Origin of the sequence: Arthrobacter sp. EM1, assembly GCF_029964055.1 — a bacterium.
Classification (GTDB): domain Bacteria; phylum Actinomycetota; class Actinomycetes; order Actinomycetales; family Micrococcaceae; genus Arthrobacter.
Genome location: NZ_CP124836.1, coordinates 3183802 through 3205025, shown reverse-complemented (window position 1 = coordinate 3205025; position 21224 = coordinate 3183802). Strand labels below are relative to the sequence as shown.

Annotated in this window: 22 protein-coding genes and 1 pseudogene; 16 read left to right on the top strand and 7 right to left on the bottom strand. The window is 68.0% G+C overall.

Annotation, left to right across the window (positions count from 1 at the left end):
• Positions 1-92: 92 nt before the first annotated feature.
• Both QI450_RS14865 and QI450_RS14860 read left to right on the top strand, forming a co-directional pair.
• Positions 93-593, top strand: coding sequence for a sigma-70 family RNA polymerase sigma factor (locus QI450_RS14865; RefSeq protein WP_226775282.1), 501 nt, complete (start codon positions 93-95; stop codon positions 591-593).
• Complete coding sequence (locus tag QI450_RS14860) at positions 590-1273, top strand: zf-HC2 domain-containing protein (protein WP_226775283.1); 684 nt, start codon at positions 590-592, stop codon at positions 1271-1273. Before QI450_RS14865 ends, QI450_RS14860 begins: the two co-directional genes overlap by 4 nt.
• Positions 1274-1298: 25 nt before the next feature.
• Here the strand turns inward: QI450_RS14860 and QI450_RS14855 are convergent, their stop codons facing one another.
• Positions 1299-2087 carry a DUF1206 domain-containing protein gene (locus QI450_RS14855; RefSeq protein ID WP_226775284.1) on the bottom strand — a complete coding sequence of 263 codons (789 nt, stop codon included), beginning with the start codon at positions 2085-2087 and terminating at the stop codon, positions 1299-1301.
• A 140-nt stretch (positions 2088-2227) separates the two neighbouring features.
• Positions 2228-3151, bottom strand: coding sequence for a tRNA (guanosine(46)-N7)-methyltransferase TrmB (gene trmB / locus QI450_RS14850; RefSeq protein WP_282358913.1), 924 nt, complete (start codon positions 3149-3151; stop codon positions 2228-2230).
• Between the two features lie 94 nt (positions 3152-3245).
• On the opposite strand from trmB, the gene QI450_RS14845 reads away from it, so the two are divergent.
• The gene (locus QI450_RS14845; RefSeq protein ID WP_226775501.1) at positions 3246-4553 is read left to right on the top strand and encodes an MFS transporter; all 1308 of its coding nucleotides are present in this window, start codon (positions 3246-3248) and stop codon (positions 4551-4553) included.
• Between the two features lie 103 nt (positions 4554-4656).
• On the opposite strand, the gene QI450_RS14840 is transcribed toward QI450_RS14845, so the two are convergent.
• Both QI450_RS14840 and QI450_RS14835 read right to left on the bottom strand, forming a co-directional pair.
• Positions 4657-5946: an MFS transporter gene (locus tag QI450_RS14840; RefSeq protein ID WP_226775286.1), complete on the bottom strand. Its 1290-nt coding sequence runs from the start codon at positions 5944-5946 to the stop codon at positions 4657-4659.
• Positions 5947-5968: 22 nt separating this feature from the next.
• On the bottom strand, positions 5969-7228 hold the full coding sequence (locus QI450_RS14835) for a M20 family metallopeptidase (RefSeq protein WP_226775287.1): 1260 nt from the start codon (positions 7226-7228) through the stop codon (positions 5969-5971).
• A gap of 150 nt (positions 7229-7378) precedes the next feature.
• On the opposite strand from QI450_RS14835, the gene QI450_RS14830 reads away from it, so the two are divergent.
• Together QI450_RS14830 and QI450_RS14825 are read left to right on the top strand one after the other, a co-directional pair.
• A complete protein-coding gene (locus QI450_RS14830) occupies positions 7379-8410 on the top strand; it encodes an Lrp/AsnC family transcriptional regulator (protein ID WP_226775288.1) in 1032 nt (343 codons plus the stop codon).
• A 175-nt stretch (positions 8411-8585) separates the two neighbouring features.
• Positions 8586-9104: pseudogene (locus tag QI450_RS14825) on the top strand (hypothetical protein); the annotation flags it as partial.
• A gap of 28 nt (positions 9105-9132) precedes the next feature.
• Here QI450_RS14825 and QI450_RS14820 read toward each other — a convergent pair.
• Both QI450_RS14820 and QI450_RS14815 read right to left on the bottom strand, forming a co-directional pair.
• Entirely contained in the window at positions 9133-9792 is a 660-nt protein-coding gene (locus QI450_RS14820) for a response regulator transcription factor (RefSeq protein ID WP_226775289.1), read from the bottom strand.
• Complete coding sequence (locus QI450_RS14815) at positions 9789-11126, bottom strand: sensor histidine kinase (RefSeq protein WP_226775290.1); 1338 nt, start codon at positions 11124-11126, stop codon at positions 9789-9791. The genes QI450_RS14820 and QI450_RS14815 overlap by 4 nt, the downstream gene beginning before the upstream one ends.
• A gap of 176 nt (positions 11127-11302) precedes the next feature.
• On the opposite strand from QI450_RS14815, the gene QI450_RS14810 reads away from it, so the two are divergent.
• The 11 genes from QI450_RS14810 (at position 11303) to QI450_RS14760 (ending at position 20409) form a co-directional block, all read left to right on the top strand.
• Positions 11303-12436, top strand: coding sequence for an ABC transporter permease (locus QI450_RS14810; RefSeq protein ID WP_226775291.1), 1134 nt, complete (start codon positions 11303-11305; stop codon positions 12434-12436).
• A 73-nt stretch (positions 12437-12509) separates the two neighbouring features.
• A complete protein-coding gene (locus QI450_RS14805) occupies positions 12510-13232 on the top strand; it encodes an ABC transporter ATP-binding protein (RefSeq protein ID WP_226775292.1) in 723 nt (240 codons plus the stop codon).
• On the top strand, positions 13232-13366 hold the full coding sequence (locus QI450_RS14800; protein WP_256446903.1) for a hypothetical protein: 135 nt from the start codon (positions 13232-13234) through the stop codon (positions 13364-13366). The genes QI450_RS14805 and QI450_RS14800 overlap by 1 nt, the downstream gene beginning before the upstream one ends.
• Positions 13367-13504: 138 nt before the next feature.
• Positions 13505-14965: an MFS transporter gene (locus QI450_RS14795; protein WP_282468041.1), complete on the top strand. Its 1461-nt coding sequence runs from the start codon at positions 13505-13507 to the stop codon at positions 14963-14965.
• 152 nt (positions 14966-15117) lie between these two features.
• Entirely contained in the window at positions 15118-15786 is a 669-nt protein-coding gene (locus QI450_RS14790; protein ID WP_226775295.1) for a response regulator transcription factor, read from the top strand.
• Positions 15783-17000, top strand: coding sequence for a HAMP domain-containing sensor histidine kinase (locus QI450_RS14785; RefSeq protein ID WP_226775296.1), 1218 nt, complete (start codon positions 15783-15785; stop codon positions 16998-17000). The genes QI450_RS14790 and QI450_RS14785 overlap by 4 nt, the downstream gene beginning before the upstream one ends.
• 130 nt (positions 17001-17130) lie before the next feature.
• A complete protein-coding gene (locus QI450_RS14780) occupies positions 17131-17412 on the top strand; it encodes a hypothetical protein (protein ID WP_226775297.1) in 282 nt (93 codons plus the stop codon).
• A 1-nt stretch (position 17413) separates the two neighbouring features.
• Entirely contained in the window at positions 17414-18370 is a 957-nt protein-coding gene (locus QI450_RS14775) for an FAD:protein FMN transferase (protein ID WP_226775298.1), read from the top strand.
• Positions 18363-18920 carry a ferric reductase-like transmembrane domain-containing protein gene (locus tag QI450_RS14770; RefSeq protein ID WP_226775299.1) on the top strand — a complete coding sequence of 186 codons (558 nt, stop codon included), beginning with the start codon at positions 18363-18365 and terminating at the stop codon, positions 18918-18920. Before QI450_RS14775 ends, QI450_RS14770 begins: the two co-directional genes overlap by 8 nt.
• Positions 18917-20170: an NADH-ubiquinone oxidoreductase-F iron-sulfur binding region domain-containing protein gene (locus QI450_RS14765; protein WP_226775300.1), complete on the top strand. Its 1254-nt coding sequence runs from the start codon at positions 18917-18919 to the stop codon at positions 20168-20170. The genes QI450_RS14770 and QI450_RS14765 overlap by 4 nt, the downstream gene beginning before the upstream one ends.
• Positions 20167-20409 (top strand): ferredoxin, encoded by a 243-nt coding sequence (locus QI450_RS14760; RefSeq protein ID WP_226775301.1) that lies wholly within the window; start codon positions 20167-20169, stop codon positions 20407-20409. The genes QI450_RS14765 and QI450_RS14760 overlap by 4 nt, the downstream gene beginning before the upstream one ends.
• A 29-nt stretch (positions 20410-20438) precedes the next feature.
• Here the strand turns inward: QI450_RS14760 and QI450_RS14755 are convergent, their stop codons facing one another.
• The gene (locus QI450_RS14755; RefSeq protein ID WP_226775302.1) at positions 20439-21104 is read right to left on the bottom strand and encodes a class I SAM-dependent methyltransferase; all 666 of its coding nucleotides are present in this window, start codon (positions 21102-21104) and stop codon (positions 20439-20441) included.
• Positions 21105-21224 lie beyond the last annotated feature (120 nt).

The window sequence follows — 21224 nt, the reverse complement described above, 5'->3', positions numbered from 1 at the left end:
CTGCTGCCCGGAACCGGGATGAGTGAACCGTTCCAGGGATCCGCGCGTCCTAGGGTACAAGCGCAGAACCCTACGAGTCCTGGAGGCCCGTCATGCCGCTGGACGAAGAGGTGGTGGCGGCGATTTACCGCGACCACGGGCCGGCCCTCAGGCGCTTTGTCCTCAGCGCCTGCCGGGACCCGCAGGTGGCGGAGGATGTGGTGCAGGAGACCGTGCTGCGGGTCTGGCAGCAGTCTCCGCACATCACGGGAAGCCTGCGCAGCTATTTGTTCCGGACGGCCCGGAACATCATGATCGACAACTACCGCAAGGCCCAGCGCCGTCCCCGCGAGACAACTGACCGCGATCTGGCTGACCTGGCCGGCGGGGAGGAGCGTGTTGACGACCTCCTCAACCGGGTATTGATGGAGGAGGCCCTGATGCGGCTGAGCAACGAGCACCGGGACGTACTCGTGGCCCTCCATTACCGCCGCTTCACCGTCCAGGAGGCATCGAAGAGTTTGAATATCCCGAGCGGAACAGTCAAGTCCCGGGCCTTCTACGCCGTCCGGGCCCTCCGGACGATCCTGGATGAGATGGGGGTGCAGCGGTGAGCGGCTCCGAAATGCACCAGCTGCTCGGGGCCTACCTGCTCGGCGGCCTGGCGCCCGCGGAGGCCCTAACCTTCGAACAGCACCTGGGCGGCTGTGCGGAGTGCCGGCAGGAACTTGACGACTTGGCCAGCCTTCCGGCACTGCTGGACGCGCTTCCGGTGCCCGACGCCGTCGCCCTCGGCGCCGCGGCCACGGCGGGGCGGGAACCGGAGCAGCCGGCTCCCGCCCCGGCCGGCGTACCGCGACGGATGCTCGACGAACTGTCCAGCCGGCGCCGGCAGGCACGACGCCGCTGGACCGCGGCGCTCGCGGCGGCGGCAGCGGCCTGCCTCGCCCTGGGAATCCTCGCTGCGCCGCTGATTAACCCGCCGCCCAAACCGGACGCCAGCTACTCGGTGCAGGCCAGCGACGGACCGCAGATCACCGTAGGGATGGTCAAAAAGACGTGGGGCACCGAGCTTTCCGTCGACGGCCGCAGCCTGCCGCTGGAGGGCACCTTCTCGCTTTGGGTGAAGGACAGCGCCGGCACCGAGGACCGAGCCTGCGCGTGGACGGCCACGCCCAGCGGCAGGGTCCGGATCACCGGTGCCACGCCCGTGCAGCTGGCCAACATCGCCAGCATTGAAATGCGCAACGGGCAGCAACAAACGGTGGCCTTCATAGCCGTGCCGCAGGGATGAGCGGGTGGTCCGGGCGCTTCCGGCCTTACATCTTCGCCAGTTTGGCCCGCACCATCATGAAGATGCCATAACAGATCAGGCCAGCGCCGACGGCGGCCAGCATGTACACACCGAACGGCTGGTCGCGGAGGGCCTTTAGGCCGCCGTCGAGTCCGGTTGACTCCTCTGGGTGGGCCTTCACGGTGGCAATGGTTACCAGCAGGCCCACCAGCAGCAAGGCGATGCCTTTCGCTGCGTAGCCGACGACGCCGAGGATGGTCACCGCCGTCCTTGCCTGCCGCGGGGCCGGGAGGCGGAGGTGCTTGAGGAAGGACTGCCGGAAGCCGCGGATGGCATAGACAATTCCGGCGACTCCGATCCCTGCGCCGACGGCGATCAGCAGCAGATAGCCTCCGGGGGCTTGGATAACGGTCACCGTGAGATCGCTCGTGGACGTGCTGTGGTCCTTGCCTGCGCCGCTGGCGAAGGACAACAGCGTGACGGCGAGTCCGGCGTAGACAACGGCCTGGAGGGCTGCTTTGAGCTTCTTCCCCACCTTTTTCTTCGCCTGCAGGTGCTCAAAGTCGAAGATGGCATCACTGGTTTGCCAGATTGCCAGGGCCACGCAGGCGGCGAAGGAGCTCCACAGCAGCAACGGGCCGGCCGGCTGGCTGCCGAGCTGTTCGACGGCTCCGCTGACGTCAGCCTCGCCCTCACCACCCATGGCGAGCCGGATCGAAACGACGCCGATGAGGAGGTGCAGGATGCCGCTCACGGCAAAACCGGCACGGGCCACCAGTTCCAGCGCACGGGAGTTGGTGATGTTCTCCGCCACGTCCGCGGCGTCCTTGAGTTCTCTCTTGATGGCGGGCCCCTCAACTTGCTTGGTGGTTCTGCCGGACGTGGGTTCGGACCGGTTCGTGCATCTCCCGTTATCGTGCCACGCGGAGGCGGCCGGGAACAGCGGTGTCTGTTCTAGCGGCGCCGGTAGCTGAGGTCGAAGATGAGCCGGCCCGCTTCATGGGCCTTGTTCTCGAAACTCGTCAGGATCCGGCCCTCGAAGCGCGGGGCCCAGCCGCCTGCGTCGTCGGTGCCCTCGTTGGGGCCGGTGTGCTCGGTGCTGACAGGTGCCCGGCCCTCCTTGACCGGCGCCCCGCCCACAAGGGCTTCGACACCGGACTGCCATACCTGCGTGAGCGGGCTCTGCGCCCCGCTGCGCTCGCCGTCGTGCAGGTTCTCAAAGTCGGGGGAGTCAGCCAGGACCTCGCGGACGTGCACGGCGTAGTTGGACCAGTCCGTCGCAATCCGCCAGAGGCCGCCGGGTTTGAGGGACCGTGCTGCCAGCTGAGCGAAGGCCGGCTGGATGAGGCGGCGCTTGTGGTGCCGGGACTTGTGCCAGGGGTCCGGGAAGAAGACCCACAGCTCCGTCACGGAACCGGCCGGCAGCATGGTGGCCAGTACCTCGGGGGCATTAGCCTCCACCACTCGGACATTGCGCAGGCCGCGGCTGTTGATCTTGACCAGCGTGTTGGCCAGGCCCGGGGTGTAGACCTCAACGGCGAGGAAGTCCGTGTCCGGGTTCTCCTCGGCGGCATGGCAGACGGCGTCGCCCAGGCCGGAGCCGATCTCCACGATCAGCGGGGCTGTGCGGCCAAATTCGGTTTCGGCGTCGAAGACGTAGTCCGGGTGCACGGAGGTGTTGGCGATGTGCCGGGGGACATCGATCGCCCACCGGTCGGAATGTTCCTCCCAGGCCGCCTGCCGGCGGCCCTGCAGGCGGGTGCCGCGGCGCACAAAACTGACCGGGCGCCCGCCATACGTGCCGAAGGAGGCTTGGCTGCCGGGGGTTATTGGGCGCGATGGCTGCGGCACTTCGGGGGATTCTGGGGATTCACTCATCCCTTCCAGAATAGTGGAGTTCCGGCGCCCGGCCGGGCTGACGGTCTTGCCGGACCGGGTGTTCCTGACGCCGTTCGTTGGCGGGCCTGCCAGAATGGGGTCCGTGACCGTCCCGAAAAGCTCCCAGGATTCCGCCGCCGGCGGCGACGATGCCGCCGACCGCCGGGCCCTGCTCGTGGACGCCGAAATCGATGACGTTCCCGCGGCGGAGCCCACCCGGGTCGGCAGCCGCCGCACCCTGGCCTATCTGGGCGTGTGCCTGGTCCTGATCGGGCTGAACCTCCGGACCGTCTTCTCCAGCTTCTCCGCGGTGCTTCCCGAGGTGACGGCCGACGCCGGACTGCCGGGCTGGGCCGTCGTCGTCCTTACCACCGTGCCTGTGACGCTGCTGGGCGTGTTCGCGCCGCTCGCTCCGGTCCTGGCCCGCCGCTTCGGGGCCGAGCGGGTGTTGCTCGGCGCCATGGCGGTGCTCACTGCCGGGCTGCTGCTGCGGCCGCTGGAGGCCGGGGGCACCGGGCACCTGCCTGCCTTGCTGGCCGGAACGGCGGCCTGCGGTGCCGCGATCTCGCTGTGCAATGTGCTGCTGCCCGGCTTGGTAAAACGTGACTTCCCGCACCGGCTCGGCCTGATGGGCGGGCTCTACACCACCGCGATCTGCGCCTCCGCTGCCCTTGGCGCAGGGTTCACCTACCCGGTCTTCAGCGCGACGGGCGAATGGACCGCGGCGCTGCGGTTCTGGGCGCTGCCCGCCGGCGTTGTTCTTCTGCTGTTTCTGCCGCTGGCCATCAGGCAGCGTCACGGCCGGCACCAGAGCGCGCACGGCGGCGTGAATGTGTGGCGCTCGGCGGTGGCATGGCAGGTGACCCTCTTTATGGTCCTCCAAGCCATGATGTCCTTCAGCGTTTTCGCCTGGCTGGCCCCTATCCTGCGCGAACGAGGGGTGGACGGCGGCACGGCCGGGGTGATCGTCTCCGTGTCGATCGTGTTGCAGATGCTGGGGTCCCTGTTCGCCCCGGCGCTCGCCACCAGGTTCCGGGACCAGCGCGCGATCAACACCGTCGTGGCGCTGATGACCGGTTGCGGCTTCGCGCTGAGCATTTTCGGCCCGCTTGAACTGATCTGGCTGTGGACCGGGCTGTTGGGCCTGGGCCAGGGCAGCCTGACCGCCGTCGCGCTGACCATGATCATGGTCCGCACCCGGGACGGGCACACCGCAGCGCACCTGTCCGGCATGATGCAGGGTGTGGGCTACGGGGTGGGTTCCACCGGCACCCTGATGGTCGGCCAACTGCACCAGGCCACGGGGTCCTTCGCTGCCGCCGGTGTGCTCTTCCTCGCCGTCGGCTCGCTGGCCGCGGTATTCGGCTACCGTGCCGGGCGGGACCGCTTCATCGGCGGCTGACCTAACCCCTGCCCTCCCCGCACCACACGATGCCCTATCAGTTATGGCTGTTCTGAGCCTTCAGAACAGCCATAACTGATAGAGCAACCGGCGCCGCACCGGGTCAGGCGGTGAGGTCCTTGCCCTTGGTTTCCGGGATGGTGAAGACGAAGGCGGCGGAGATGGCCAGCAGCACCAGGGCGTAGATGTTGAACAGCTGCGGCATCTGCAAGCTCGTGCCCAGCCACTGCTGAAGGTACGGCGCGGTGCCGCCGAACAGGGCCACACAGATCGAGTACGGGACGCCGACGCCGACCGTGCGGATGCTGGTGGGGAACAGCTCCGCGTAGACGGCGGGGACGATTGCCGCGCTCGCGGCGATGAAGATCAGCATCACCGACATGCTTACGGCCAGCTGCCAGGCCGAATCCTTGAGGAGGGCGGTCATCGGAAAGTGCATGATGCCTGCGCCGATCGCGCCGGCCCACAGCACCTTTTTCCGGCCGATCCGGTCCGAGAGCTTGCCCCAGAACGGCAGCGCGGCGATGAAGACGATGTTGCCGATCACGCCGGCCCAGAGCGCTTCGCCGCGGTCGATCTTCAGCGCCGTGGTGGCGTAGCTGGGGGCGACGACACCCCAGATGTAGTAGATCACGGTCAGGCCGACCGTCAGGCCGATGACCTGCAGCGCCTGCTTGCGGTGCCGGACGATCTGCGGCCAGATCGGCGCGCGCTTCTCCGCCAGGGCTTCACCGGCGAAGACGTCCGTCTCGGGCAGCCGGGACCGCATGATCAGCGCGTACAGGCCCATGGCCGCGCCGACCAGGAACGGAATCCGCCAGCCCCAGGCGTTCATCACTTCCGTGCTCATGACCATGTTCAGCACGGCGCCGAGCAGCGTACCGAGCAGAATCCCGACTGTGCCGGAGGTGTAAATCAGGGTGGCCCAGAAGCCGCGGTGTTCCTTCGGCGCCATCTCCGACAGGTAGGTCTGCGACGATGGCAGCTCGCCGCCGTGCGCCAGGCCCTGCACGAGGCGCGCGACCAGGAGCATAAAGGACGCCCACGCGCCGACGGTGGCGAAGGTCGGCGCGACGGCGATCATCAAGCTGCCCACCGAGGCGAGGCCGACTGCGAGGGTCATGGACGCCTTGCGGCCGATCCGGTCACCGATCCAGCCGAACAGGAATCCGCCGAAAGGGCGCGCCACGAAGCCGACGGCGAAAATCGCCAGCGTGGACAGCACGGCCGAGGCGGGATCGGCCTTGCTGAAGAGCTGGCTGGCGATGAACGGCGTGAACGTGGCGTAGATGGCCCAGTCGTACCATTCGACGGCGTTGCCGATGCCGGTGCCGATGATCGTTTTGCGGGTGGAGGTCCGGGGTGCCGTGGGCACGGACGTGGTGGCGGTCATGGTTTCTCCCTCGGGGGTGGGGTTAGGAAAGGGTGGAGGCGGCGGCGGTGTCGCCCGCGCCGGGAAGGCCGGCTGCTGCCAGCGCGGCGAGCCGGCTAACGGCGAGTTCCGCGTAGAGCGCGGCCCCGTCGGCCAGCACGCCGTCGTCGAACGTGGCGTACGGGGAGTGGTTGAACGCGGCGGTGGCGTGGTCGGCGTCGCGGGGAACGGCGCTCAGCCCGATGAACGTGCCGGGGACCTCGGCGAGGACCCTCGAGAAGTCCTCGGAGCCGCTCAGCGGGGTGGCCCAGCGGGCGAGCCTGGAATCGCCGAACAAGCCCTCAATGACGGTCTCCGCGGTGCGGGTCTCGTCCTCGTCGGTGATGGTGAGCGGGTACTCCTGCTGGTAGTCGACGTCCACGTCGAGCCCGTGCGCCGCCGCGATGCCCTTGAGCAGGCGCGGCACGGCCTCCATCATCTTCTGCCGGGATTCCTCGGAGAAGGTCCGGATGGTGGCCTCGATGCGGGCGGTTTCCGGGATGATGTTGCGCTTGGTGCCGGCCTGCAGCACGCCCACCGACAGGACCACGGGATCGAACATGTTGAACTGGCGGGTGACCATGACCTGGAGGGCAGTGACCATTTCGGCGGCCGCGGTGACCGGGTCCTTGGCCGAGTGCGGGGCCGAGCCGTGGCCGCCGGCCCCGAGCACGGTGACCGTCAGGCCGTCCGAGGAGCTGAGCATCACGCCGGGCTTGGTGCAGAACGTGCCGTACCGTTCCAGGGCGGAAAAGACGTGCATGCCGTAGGCCGCGTCCACCCGTCGGCCCGCGGCGTCAAGGACGCCTTCCCGGATCATGTGGCTGGCGCCGTCGAAGCCTTCCTCGCCGGGCTGGAACATCAGCACGACGTCGCCGGCCAGCCGGTGCCGGCGTTCGGCCAAGAGGGTCGCGGCGCCGGTGAGCATGGCGGTGTGCAGGTCGTGGCCGCAGGCGTGCATGGCGCCGTCGATCCTGGAGGTGAAGTCCACGCCGGTTTTTTCCTGCACCGGCAGGCCGTCCATGTCCGCGCGAAGGAGCACGGCCGGGCGGGTGTCCGCGCCGGGAGCCTGTCCGCGCAGGACCGCGGTGACGGACGTCGTGTCCCGGCCGAGCGTGATCTCATAGCCGAGCCCGTCGAGGGCCTGGAGCACCTTCTCCTGGGTGCGGGGCAGCGTCAGCCCGATTTCCGGCTCCCGGTGCAGCTCGTGGCGGAAGCGGGCAAGATCCGCCTGCATTTCGCGGGCGTCTGCGGTGATCGGCACGTGGTCTCCTTTAGGTTCGGTTCGGCCGGGTTCGGCCCGGCGGGGTCTTGGGTCTATTCTGGAGTGACCTGCCTCACAGGGCCATAAAGGCCTGAAAAAATGCAAAATGCACTGCCTATCGCAGGTTTCGTGCATCGCCGGAGGGAAATCATGGAACTCAGCGAGGATGACCTTGCGCTGATCAACGTCCTGCAGATAGCGCCGCGCCTGAGCTGGGCGGATGCGGCGGACGTGCTGGGGGTCCACGCCACCACCCTCGCCGCCCGCTGGGAACGGCTGCGGACCGCCGGCGTCTCCTGGATCACGGCCCACCTGATCGGCGACCCCCACCAGATGTGCCTGGCGTTCGTCGCAGTGGATTGCGAAATGCACCGGCGCCGGGAAGTCACCGCCGAACTCGCCGGGATGCCGGAGATCATCACGGTGGAGGAGGCCGCCAGCAACCGGGACCTCATGCTGACCGTGATCACCTCCTCGCTGGATGACTTCAGCACCAAGGTGGTTTCGCGCTTGAAGGAGATCGACGGTCTGATCAAGTACCAGACCGCACTGTGCACCAGGCTGCACGCCAGCGGCGGCACCTGGCGGCTGAATGTTCTGAGCCGGGCCCAGCAGGCCGCTGTTAAGGCGATGGCCGGCCCGGATGCCCCCGGTGTCGTCCGGGCCGCCGCCAGGGACGATTTGCCGGCCAGCCACCTGGCGCTGCTGCCTTACCTGGCCAAGGACGGGCGGGCGACGGCGGCGGACATTGCCCGAGGGCTGGGCAGGCACCCCGCCACCGTGCAGCGACAGCTGAACCGGGTGCTCGCCAGCGGGATCCTGTCGTTCCGCTGCGAGGTCGCCCAGCGCTTCTCGGCGTTCCCTGTGACCTGCCAGTGGTTCGTCAATGTCCCGGCCGGGCGGCATGAGGAAGCGGCCGCTGAGTTGAAGACGATGCGGAACGTGCGGCTCAGCGCGTCCACCACTGGTCCGACCAACTTTGTGATCATTATGTGGCTGCAGTCCCTGGCGGACGTTATGAGCATCGAGTTGGTCCTGCAGCAAAAAGTGCCCGGGATCGTGCTCGTCGAAAGCGTGGTCATGCTGCGCACCGTGAAGCGCGTGGGCTGGATGCTGAACCCGGATTCCCGGGCGAGCGGCGCCGTCGTCGTTCCTGCCGAGGGGATCGGCGCGGCCGGCTGAACCGGCGGGGTCCCGCCCGCGCGGCGCGGCGCCAGGCTGCGGGCCGTGGCAGGTTGCTGCCCGCGGCGGGCTCCCGCCGGAGACGCCGTTCGCATAAGCTTCATCCCTGAGCCCCGCTGCCAGCCCGCCATCCCGCGAGGAGCGCGCTCCGGAAATGGCCGGAATTTTCCACCGCCGCTACGGCCTGATGGGCGGGCTCTAGACCACCGCGATCTGCGCCTCCGCTGCGCTTGGCGCAGGGTTCACCTACCCGGTCTTCAGCGCGACCGGGAATGGACCGCGGCGCTGCGGTTCTGGGCGCTGCCCGCCGGCGTTGTTCTTCTGCTGTTTGTGCCGCTGGCCATCAGGCAGCCCCACGGCACCCACCACGCTTCGCGCGGCGGCGTCAATGTGTGGCGCTCGGCGGTGGCATGGCAGGTGACCCTCTTTATGGTCCTCCAAGCCATGATGTCCTTCAGCGTTTTCGCTTGGCTGGCCCCGATCCTGCGCGAACGACGGGCACACCGCCGCGCACCTGTCCGGCATGATGCAGGGTGTGGGCTACGGGGTGGGTTCCACCGGCACCCTGATGGTCGGCCAACTGCACCAGGCCACGGGGTCCTTCGCGGCGGCGGGTGTGCTTTTCCTCGCGGTTGGTTCGCTGGCCGCGGTATTCGGCTACCGTGCCGGGCGGGACCGCTTCATCGGCGGCTGACGGACCCGGAAAGAGCGCCGAGGGGGTCCTATCCTTGCTGGCCGGGGGCCCGGATGATTCGGCGCCGGGTTGCTGCCGCGATGGCTGCGGTGCGGTTGTCCACACCCAGTTTGCCGTAGATGTGCACCAGGTGCGTCTTTACGGTTGCCTCCGAGATGAAGCTCTGTTTCGCGATAGCGCGGTTGCTGAGCCCGGTCGCCAGCAATTCCAGCAGTTGGACCTCCCGCTGCGTGAGGACAGCTGTGGGATTGCTGATCCGGTTCATCAGCAGGGCCGCTATTTTGGGAGCCAGGGCAGTCTGTCCGGCGGCGGCAGCCAGCACGGCCTGCCGGATCTGTTCTGGCGGTGCATCCTTGAGCATGTAGCCGCTGGCCCCCGCCTCGACGGCGGCCAGGATGTCCGCATCCGTGTCGTACGTGGTCAGGATCAGGACCGGCGGGGCGGCCTCCAGCAGCTTGATCTGCGAGGTCGCTGTGACTCCGTCCATGCCTGCGCCCATTTGCAGGTCCATCAGCACAACATCCACGCGGTCGCCCAGGGTTTTCAACCGTTTGAGTTCCTTGAGCGCTGCGTCGCCGTCGGCTGCTTCGGCTGCCACCGAGATGCCCTCGAATTCGGTGAGCATGGCCCGCAGCCCCGCCCTGACAACGGGGTGGTCATCGACCAGCAGGATGCGGATCTCGTTCATTGTTGTTCCCTCTCCGGGGCGTCGTCCAGTGGCAGCCGGATGGCCACCACCGTACCCTCCCCGGGGGCTGATTCGATCTCGAGCGAGCCGTTGAGCGCCGTGACCCTTTCCTGAAGTGACCGGATTCCGAAACCGCTTCCATCCGTCCGTTCGTTCATCCGGGCAGCCAACCCGGCGGGGTCGAAGCCGATGCCGTCGTCGTAGATGTCCATGGTGACTTCACTGCCCAGAAACGCGACGGTCACAACTGCGTTGCCCGCTTTCGCGTGGTCCCTGACGTTGGCGAGGCTGGCCTGGGCTGCCCGGAGCAGGGTCACCCGGTACGGCTGCGGCAGCTCCGCGGGGGTCCCGTCGAGCTCGAACCGGCACCGCAGCCCAACGCCCCCGGCCGCGGAGCTGGTCTCCGTGGTGTCGCAGAGCCTGCGAAGGGTTTCCACAAGGGAGGTTTCCTGCAGATGAGGGGACGATAGTCCGCGGACGAAGTTCCGGGCTTCGGCGAGGTTCTCCGAGGCTGTCTGCTGCACCAGCGCGAAACGTGCCGCCGCGGTGGCCGTGTCCCCGGCGGCGAGCGACTTTTCGGCCGCGCGGGCCACCAGCACAATGCTGGAGAGCCCCTGGGCAAGGGTGTCGTGGATTTCCCGGGCCAGCCGCTCGCGTTCGGCCAGGACACCGGCGTCGTGCTGGGTTGCTGCCAGCTCCGCACGGGTCCGGCGGAGTTCATCGGCTGCACGGCGCTGGTTCTCGGCTTCGCGGTACAGGGCACGGTAGGCCAGCCCGGTCACGACCGAAAACGCCGCGCCAAACAGCGGACCAAGGACCACGGCGAGCTGCGGGGCGGGAAGTCCGCTGGCCCCCCACTGGGCCGCAATCACCGCGATCGTCATCAGCGCGATCATCGGCAGCGCCACCGGTCGCGGCAACAGGTGCAAATGCAGGAAGAAGAGCGGGAAAGCCAGCCATGCGAAGTCGGAACTTCCGGCCAGCAGGAGGGCCCACAAAGCGGTGACGATTCCCAGCCACAGGACACCGTAGCGGCGCGGATCGCGCTCTGTGCTGCCGGCGGCGAAGCGCTTTTCCATCATGGTGCCGGTGAGGTAAACCCCGGCCAGAACAAGCGCTGTCCCGGCCAAGGCATACCGCCCGGGGTCCCTCTCATTGGACACCAGGAGCCTCAGGACAGCCACTCCGAGCAGGGCGGCGAAGCCGACGTGCAGGGTGACCCTCAGTACGCGCAGGATCGCAACGGAGGGCGCAGCGTCCAGTCCGCGAAGCGGGTCGCCGGGTCGGCTAAGACCGGTCCCGTTCCGGGCGTGGAGTGGTTCCGTGGCAGGCATTGGATCAGCTTATGCCTGCCCGGCCCGGGCCGGATCAATCAAATGGTTGACCCGGGGCTCAACCATTCTTCGACCGCGGCTCAATCAACTGCACGATGGCGCCGCCGCCTGCCCGCGGGAGAGTGGATCTAGGAGCTTTTCCGGCCACCGCCTCACCCACTGAAAGAAGAACAAACGTGTTTCTTGCCATCCGCGATATCCGCTTCGCCAAGGGCAGGTTTGCCCTGATGGGCGGCGTCGTTGCCCTGATCACCCTGCTGCTCGTTATGCTCTCGGGACTCACAGCCGGGCTGGGCGACCAGTCGACGTCGGCCATTGACAAACTCGGCGCCACCAACGGCGGGGGAGTCGACGCCAAGGCAGTGGACAGCATCGTCTTTGGCGCCCCGGGCACCAACGAGCCCAAGGCCTCCTTCACCGAAAGCGAAGTCACCGCCGCCCAGCTCGACAGCTGGAGAAACCGGGCCGGCGTCCGGAACGCGGAGGCAGTGGGCATCAGCCAGACCCGGTTCCAGGCCGTGGCCGCGGATACCGGGGCGGGTACCGGCACCACCAACGTCGCAGTCTTCGGTGTCTCGCCGGACGCCCGGCTGGCGCCGTCCCGGGTCACCGCGGACACCGTGGTGATCGGCAAAACCGTCGCCAAAGCCCTTTCCATGACAATCGGGGACAGGGCCAGCGTCGGGGGAATCGAACTGACCGTCAGTGCAGTGGTCGAGGACCAGTGGTACTCGCACACCAGCGTCGTCTGGACAGCGCTTCCCGCCTGGTCGAAGCTGGCCCACCTGAGCGACCCGGAGCAGCTCGGAACCGTCGCCGCCGTCACCTACAACGACGGCGCCTCCGTTGACGAGGCAGCCGCGAACGCAGCAGCCCGCACCGTAAGTGCGACACGCACCGGATCCTTCCAGGCACTGGGGTCCTACAAGAGCGAGAACGGCTCCCTGCTTCTGATGCAGGCGTTCCTCTACGGCATCTCCGCCCTGGTCATCGTGGCCTTCCTGACCGTATGGACCGTCCAGCGGACCCGCGACATCGCCGTGCTGAAGGCGATGGGCGGATCAAGTGCCTACATCCTGCGTGACGCCATCACCCAGGCCGCTGTCGTGCTGCTGGCCGGGGCCGGACTCGGCGGCGGGATCGGCATCCTCGGCGGCTTCTTCGCCGCCCAGGCAGCCCCCTTCCTGGTCAACCCCGCAACAACACTCCTGCCCATCCTTGGAATCATCGCCCTCGGCCTTGCCGGAGCGGCGCTGGCGGTCCGCCGCGTCACCAAGGTCGACGCCCTCATCGCCCTCGGCGGGAACTAAAACCTCCCCGGACGCCTGGCCGCGTCCGCAGCGCAGATCCCGGCCCGTGCACATTTTGAAAGGAAACAACACCATGTCCTCTACCTCCAGCTCCCGCACCTCCGAGCGCGGTCCCCTCCACCTCGTCAACGTCAGCCTCGAATACCCGGACGGGGACGGAACCATCAAGGCCCTTGACGCTGTGAACCTCACCGTACAGGCGGGTCAGATGGTCTCCCTCGTCGGTCCGTCAGGTTCCGGCAAATCCAGTCTCCTCGCCGCCGCCGCCACCCTCGTCCGCCCCACCCGTGGCCTCGTGATCATCGACGGAACTGACGCCACCGGGCTCGGCGACAAGGACCTCACCGCGCTGCGTCGGGAGAAGATCGGCATCATCTTCCAGCAACCGAACCTGCTCGCGTCCCTGACGGCCGCCGAACAACTCATCATCGGCGATCACCTGCGCGGAAAGTCCGTCAAAGCCGCCCGTGCGAAAGCCGCGGAACTGCTCGACGTCGTCGGACTCTCCTCGAGTGCGGACAAACGGCCGCACCAGCTCTCCGGCGGCCAGCGCCAGCGGGTCAACATCGCCCGCGCCCTGATGGGCGATCCCAAGGTCCTGCTCGTGGACGAACCCACCGCGGCCCTGGACCACGAACGCAGCGGCTCGATCGTCCGGCTCCTGCGCCGTGTCACCGACGACTTTATGGTCGCCACCGTTATGGTCACCCACGACACCGAATTCGTCCCGCTGACCGACTCGGTCGCCACCATGCGCGACGGCAAGCTCACCGCCCCCGTGCTGACCACCGTCTGATGCCCAGCACCCCGGATGTGACTTTAAACCTGGAAGCGCCGGACGCCGGCTTCACTAAATGGCTGCATTCGCCGTCCGCGGCCGTGACCGCCGCGCTGGCGCTGCGGCAGCGTGAGCCGGGAATCCCGCGCTAGGGCGCGAAGGGCCTGCTGTGGCATGCTTCCCTTAACCTTCTGGCGTTATTCGTTGAAAGCTCCAGCAAACCCCCGGACCGGCACTACCTCAGTTTTGGTTGATGTTTTAGAGCTGCGTCCCTGACCACCGATCAGGCCATGCCCGCACTCCGACCCGCCCGCGTTTCGAGCCTAAATTCAGCAGGCATCTTCGACCGCGACTATTTACTCGTGACCCTGGGTGCCTGCGCCTTGGTGTTCCTGGCCGCTTTCGAATCGCTGGCGGTGACCACGATCATGCCGGTGGTCAGCCGTGAGCTGGATGGGGCTGCCCTCTACGCCCTGGCGTTTGCCGGGCCGTTCGCCACGGGCGTTATTGGCATGGTGGCCGCTGGCAACTGGTCTGACAGGCACGGCCCGGTGGGGCCGCTGTACGCGTCCGTGGCCATGTTTGCGGTTGGGCTGCTGGCCGCCGGAACGGCCGGGAGTATGCCGGCCCTCGTGGCAGGCCGCCTGGTCCAAGGCCTCGGCGGCGGCGCAATTACGGTGGCGCTGTATGTCGTGATCGCCCGGGTTTATCCGCGGGCACTGCACCCGAAGATTTTCGCCGCTTTTTCCGCGGCCTGGGTGATTCCTTCGCTGGTGGGCCCCTTCGCCGCCGGCCTCGTGGCGCAGCTGGCCAGTTGGCACTGGGTCTTCCTGGGCGTAGTGGGGCTTGTGGTTCCGGCCCTGCTCATGATTGTGCCGGCACTGCGCGGACTGCACGGCACGCCCGACGCCGACATCCCGGAAGGCGCACCGCCGGTGGACATGTCCACTGGCGGTGCGCGGAAGGCCTGGGGCTATGGCCGGCTTGCGTGGGCTACCCTCGCGGCGCTCGCCGTCCTCGGCTTGAACCTCTCCGTCCGGCTTCCGGTGGCCGGCGGAGTCGTGGCCGTTGCCGCCGTGGCCGTGGCCCTGATCGCCGTCCGCCCGCTGGTGCCGCAGGGCACTTTGACCGCCCAACGCGGCCTCCCCAGCGTCATCCTCACCCGCGGCTTAGCGGCTGCTTCGTTTTTCGGCGCCGAGGTTTACCTGCCCTACCTGCTGGTGGAGCGATACTCCTTCACACCCACTTTCGCCGGGCTCACCCTGACCGGCGGCGCCGTCGCCTGGGCCGCCGGCTCCGCAGTCCAGGGCCGGCTCGGGGAGCGCCTGGATCACCGCCGAGCAGTCCGAATCGGCGCGGCGTTGGTGCTTGCCGCAATCGCCCTGGTGCTGGTGACCACGGTCCTCGGCTGGCCAGCCGTCGTCGCGATCGCCGCGTGGGTACTCGCCGGAGGCGGCATGGGGCTGATGTACGCCCGCCTCAGCGTGATGACCCTGGGCCTGTCCAGCAAGCAGAACGAGGGCTTCAACAGCTCCGCGATGTCCATTTCCGACTCGCTCGGCGGTGCCCTGTCCCTCGCCACCACGGGAATTGTCTTTTCCGCGTTCACCACGGCGGGCGCGCTGGCGGCCTCCTTTGCCGGCGTCTTCGCGCTTACAGCGGTGATCGCCGCCGCCGTCGTCGTGGTCGCCCCGCGGGTGGCCGCGCCGCAGGCATCGGCGAGGCCCGGCCGGGGGAGGTCGAAGGGTTAGGGCCCGGCGTCCGCCCTTATGTTGCCCGGTTGCCGCGAGCTGGGTGGCCGGGCCAGCCCCGCACGGCACCGCCGCAGGGCACCCCCGCGGGCCAGCCGCGCACGGCACCCCCGCACGGCTCCGGCGCTGGCGCCGGACCTATACTTCAGACCATGACGGTTGGGCCGAGGGTGCTGCTGGTGGAAGACGATTCAAGCCTGGCCGCAATGCTCAGCGAGCTGCTTGCGGGCGAGGGCTACACCGTGGTGCTGGCCCAGGACGGGCAACGCGCCCTGCATGAGGGTCTCAGCCAGGAGTTCGACGTGCTGCTGATGGATCGGGGGCTCCCGGCCATCGAAGGACTGGACGTTCTTGAGCGGCTTCGGGACCGCGGCGTGGATGCCCCTGCACTTATCCTCTCTGCGCTGAGCAATCCTGCGGACCGCGTGGAAGGCCTTGACCGGGGCGCGGAGGATTACCTGGGCAAACCCTTCGACGTCGACGAGCTCCTTGCCCGGCTGCGGTCCCTGCTGCGCCGCCATCCGACGCGGGCCGGCGCCGTCCGGGTCCCGGGCGGCATGCTGGACGTTGACGGCCGCACGGTCACCTCAGCCACCGGAACGGTCATTGTCCTGTCCGAGCGGGAAAGTGAGCTGCTGGCCCAGCTGGCCCGCAGCCCCCGCCAGATCTTCACCCGGGAAGGCCTTGTCAGCGCGGTATTCCCGGATGCCGACGACGACGGCGTCGTGGACACCTACGTGCACTACCTGCGGAAGAAACTGGGCCGGTCCTCGGTGCTGACAGTCCGCGGAGTCGGCTACCGGCTCGGAGAAATCCGTTGAGGTCCCGTGCCAGCACTGACTCGAAGGGCGCGGTGGTGCGGCTCGCCGTTCAGTTCGCTGCGCTTATCGTGGTTCTGCTCGCGCTTATGGGTGGACTTATGCTCTCCGTCGTGGCCGCCGGCGCCGATGAAGCAGACAACCGGAAACTGGTGGGGGCCACCCTGATTGACTCAACCCGGGATGCCCCGCTGGACGTCTTCCTGGCCATCTCCAGCAACGGCCAGCTGAGTGTTTCACGCAACATGCCGGCAGGACTGCCGGACGTCGCTGCCATCTCCCGCGTGAGTGTGGCCGGCGGGAGCGAACGGGGGAAAGTCCAGGTAGCGGGCCGGACCTATGCCGTTTTAACCGCTTTCCACGACGGCAGGGTGGTCCAGGCCGCCGTCGACCAGCGAGAACGGCAGGAGGAGTCGGACCGGCTGATCCTCGCACTGGTGGTTGCCGGAGCGGCCGCCGCGGTCCTCGCCGCAGCCGCTTCCGTATGGATGGCAAGGCGTGCCATGCTTCCGCTGGTGGAGAGTGTGGCACTGCAGCGCCGGTTCATCGCCGACGCCAGCCACGAACTGCGGACTCCGTTGACGTTGCTTAGCACCAGGGCGCAGCTGCTGCGCCGGCGGCTGATGGGCTCCGGTGCGGCTCCGGCACCGCAGGAGATCGCGAAAGGCGTCGAAGGCATCGTCAATGACTCAAAGCTGCTGACAGGGATCCTGGACGACTTGCTGATGGCGGCCGACCCCCGGGGAGCGGCAGACTTCACACCGGTCAACCTTTGTGTCGTCGGGGGCGGCGCCGCAGCCCTTGCCGGCGGGCAGGCAGAGTCACAGTCCCTCCGGCTGGAAACAGAGTTCCCGCAGGAGCCCGTCGTCGTCCGCGGGTCCGCGGTGTCGCTGGGCCGGGTCTTCACCGCGCTCATTTCCAATGCACTGGACCACGCCAGGACCGCAGTCCGCATCAGCGTCAGTACCCGCGGCAGGGACGCAGTGCTTCGGGTCACCGACGACGGAGCCGGCTTTGCCGCCGGGACAGAGGCGCGCGCCTTTGAACGGTTCGCCTCCGCCCGCCCCGAGGCTCCCGCCACCGGGAAGCCGCGCCATTACGGGCTTGGGCTGGCGCTTGTGGCCGAGATTGTCTCGCTGCACCACGGAACCGTGCGCGTAGAGCCGCATCCACCGGAGGGCGGGGCCTCTATTGTGGTCACCCTGCCGCTTGCCTGAGCGCTTCGCCGGCCGCTGACAAGCCGGGAAGACTCAAATCCGGGGGACAGCATTGTCTAAGAAAACACAAAGAATCCGGGAGGACTATTGAGGTAGCGGCATTCTCACCGCGGAATTCTAGGAGCAGGCCATGGACACTCGAAGCAGCGGCAAACGACTGGCCGCCGGCATCACCGTCACCGTCGCGGCGGGCAGCCTTGTGACCGCGGGGATCGCATCGGCTGTCGTCTACGCCGCCACCCCAAGCACGAAGACGGCAGCCACCACCAGCACCGGGTCCACCGGTTCGTCGTCCACCGGGAGCGGCAGTTCGAATAGCAGTAGTGGGCGCCAGATCAAAAGCTACTCCGGAATAACACCCGTGCAGCCGGGCAGCGGCGGAGCCGTCCACGGCAAATCGTCGGGATCCTGAAATGACTGCCAGCGCATCATGGACCGTCTGGGGCCTGGAAGCCGGCGTCACCGTAACCGAACCGGGCGCGCTCACAGCGGCCGCTGGCATTGTCCGGCGGACCCTCGCCGATATTGACGTTGCTTGCAGCCGGTTCAGGCACGATTCGGAACTGGCCAGGCTGGGTCCGCAACTTGCCGCGGGCGCCCAGGTCAGCCCGCTGCTGGCGCTGCTCGTCGAACGCGCCCTCGACGCCGCCCTCTGGACCGAGGGCGACGTTGATCCCACCTTGGGCAGGGACTTGGAAGCCCTGGGCTACGACCGGGACATCGTGAGCGTCAGGCTGTTCCCCCGCGGCGGGCGCGGGACGGCTTCGGGCCCTGCGGGGCATCCCGTTGCCAGGGCGCGCGCAGGATGGACCCGCATTAGCATCGACGGGCGGACTCTGAAAGTCCCTGGCGACATCCGCCTGGACCTTGGCGCCACCGCCAAGGCCATCGCCGCGGATCGGGCGGCCGATCAGGTCTACTCCGAGTTGGGCTGCGGTGTGTTGGCCTGCTTTGGCGGGGACCTGGCCACTGCCGGTCCGGCACCGGACGGCGGGTGGCAGGTGCTCGTCCAGGATGTCAATGACGATCCGGCCCAGCAGTTGAGCCTCGGTGCGGGATCCGCGATGGCCACCTCCAGCACCCAGAAACGACGGTGGCAGCACGCGGGTGCGCAGGTCCACCACATCCTGGATCCGCGCTTCGGCCTCCCCGCCGAAACTGTGTGGCGCTCCGTCACAGTCGCGGCCCCGACGTGCCTGGAGGCCAACGCGTTCAGTACCGCCGGCGTCGTCCGGGGTTTTCGTGCCGTGGACTGGTTCCGGGACCGGGGCATTGCCGGCCGTTTTGTTGACCAGCAAGGACGGATCATCACCACCGGTGGGTGGCCCAGCGAGCAGCCGACGGCGTTGGGAGGCCACCACCGTGGATGAGGCCATGTGGGCTTTTGGGCGGGTGAGCGGCTTTATCTCCCTGGCTTTGTTCACAGCAACGGTATTGCTGGGCATCCTGACCCGTTCGGGCAGGCCGCTGCTGATCCTGCCGCGGTTCTCCGTCACCCTCCTGCACCGCAACTTCGCCGTCCTCGCCTCGGTATTCCTTGGCCTGCACGTGGGGTCGCTGCTGCTGGATTCCTTCGCCAAGCTCAACGTGGTCGATGTGGTTGTCCCGTTCCTCAGTGGCTATCGGCCGTTTTGGCAGGGGCTGGGAACGGTTGCCCTGGACCTCGTGCTTGCCATTGTCATTACGGGGCTGCTCCGCCATCGCATCGGGCAACGAACCTTCAAGGCCGTCCATTTGCTTAGCTACGCAGTCTGGCCCATCGCGCTGGCCCACGCTATCGGCAACGGCACCGACGGGACCGGCGCGTGGTTCCTGATTCTGGCCACAGCGTCGGTGGCGGCTGTCGGCGGCGCCGTAATCTGGCGGCTTTCCGCCGTCTTCCTCGAAACGTCCAAAGCCCGTCAAGGAGGCCTGCCATGACCCCGCCCAACACCTCGCTTGCCGAAGCTCTCCGGCCCCAGGCGCCGGTGGGGACCTACCGGCTCTTCGCCGCCGGGGCGCACGCTGGACTGCAGGACCATCTCGAGGCCTTTGGGCCACTGGATATTGAAGCGATCGGACCGGACTTTATCCGTGTGCTGGAAGCCTCCGGGCTGACCGGGCGGGGCGGTGCTTCGTTCGCCTCCTGGCGCAAGATGGCGGTGACTGCGGAATCCCGCTCGGCCGGAATCCTGCCGGCGCGTCCGGTGGTGATTGCCAACGGAGCCGAGGGCGAACCCCTCAGTTTCAAGGACCGGACGCTGCTGGCCAATGCCCCGCACCTGGTGATTGACGGCTTGCTGGTGGCCAACCGCGCAGTGGCAGGCTCGCAGATGTACCTCTACGCAGCGTCAGGGAGCCTCGATGAGGCGGCACCTGCGATTGCCGAGCGGCCGGCAGCACGCCGGATCCGGTTGGTTCAGGCACCGGAGGCTTTCATCGCCGGGGAAGCCAGCGCCGCGGTCAATGCCATTGCCACCGGTGCCGCCCGTCCGCTGGACAAGCGGCGCCGGCTGGCCGAATCCGGGCTCAAAGGCCGCCCCACCCTGGTTCTGAATGTCGAGACGCTGGCCCACATCGGTCTCATCGCCCGCTATGGTGCCGATTGGTTCCGCAGCGCAGGGTCACCGGCGGACCCCGGCACCCGCCTCGTCACGGTCTCCGGACCGGGGCCGGCACAAGTGCAGGAGGTTGCCGGAAACGCTGCCCTCGGCGTGATCCTTCGCGACGCCGGAATTGACGCCCGTTCCCTCTCCGCCGTGTTGGTCGGCGGATATCACGGCCGTTGGGTCAGGCCGCTGGACTACCGGATATCGCCCGCCGGCCCGGACGGGCAGACGGTGCGCCCCGGGGCCGGCGTGATCCATGCGCTGCCCGCGGACCAGTGCGGGCTGGCGGCCACGGCACGGATCCTTAGCTATTTGGCGGGGGAATCCGCCCAACAATGCGGACCGTGTATGTTTGGCCTTCCCGCCATGGCCGGCGTCCTGAACCGGATTGCCTCCGGTGAACCCAACCCGCGGCTGACCGGGGAGCTGAACCGGCTCGGCAAACTCGTCTCCGGCCGAGGTGCCTGCCATCATCCCGACGGCACCGTCCAACTGGTCAGCAGCGCATTGGACATCTTTGCCGACGATGTCAAGGCCCATCTCACCGGCCGTTGCCTGCGGCAGGGCGGACGTGCGGCATGAGCGACTCGCTGCATATCGATTGGACCAAATGCGACGGCCGCGGGCTGTGCACCGAGCTGCTGCCGGCGTTGCTGGCCCGCGACGATTGGGGCTACCCGGTGCCGCGGCGGAGCCGGTCCGGCAACCGCACCGACGTCCCTGTCAGCGCGGGAAGCCTGGAAGCCGCGCGGGACGCCGTCCAGCTGTGTCCCAAGCTGGCCTTGTCGCTCGTGCACGAGCGAAACAACAAGCGGGCTTAGACCCTGAACCGCCGTGTACGTCCGCCTGCCTAACGGGCTGCCAGCCGGGTGGCGCGCAGTACGGCGTCGGTCAGCGCGGCTGCCTCGCCGTCAGGCCCGGTGGCACTGCGATGGCGGGTGTCGACGACGTCGAGCTGCCATTCCGGCGCCGCAATCCCCAACTCGCGGGCCAGGTCTTCGGCGGTATAGAACCGTTCCGGTGAGTGGTCGTGGTGTTGGCTCCACGGCGGCAACCCGTCCGGGTGGTGGCCAACAATAAGCAGCGTCCCTCCGGTACGCACTGCTGCGGCCGCCAGCTGCAGCGCCTGCTGCCAGGGCATCACGGTGGAATGCAGGAACTGGGCCGTCACCAGATCAAAGAGCTCGGTGGGCACCCAGGTGCTGAGGTCCTGCCGGAGCCAGGTGATGCTCCCGCTTTGGCCGCGTTCCCGCGCATGGGCACCGGCCCGTTCCAAGGCGACAGCGGAGACGTCGACGCCGGACACTTCCCAGCCGCGGCTGGCGAGCCAAATGGCGTCCGCGCCCTCGCCGCAGCCCAGGTCCAGAGCCGTTCCGGGCGGAAGGGCAGCGGCTTCGGCGATGAGTTGCGGGTTCGGCTGCCCGCTCCAGATCCTGTCCCTGCTGCGGTACCGCTCGTCCCACATCTGGGCGGCGCCGCTGTTGTCGGTGTGCTCGGGATGATTGTGCTCTGCCATTGCTGTCCTCGCCGCTCGTGTGTTCCTTCCCACATCATGGCAGGGGAAGGCAGCCGGGGACACCGGTAAAGCGGAGCTGCCGAAATATTGACACACAAAAATCACGGCCCGGAAACGCTC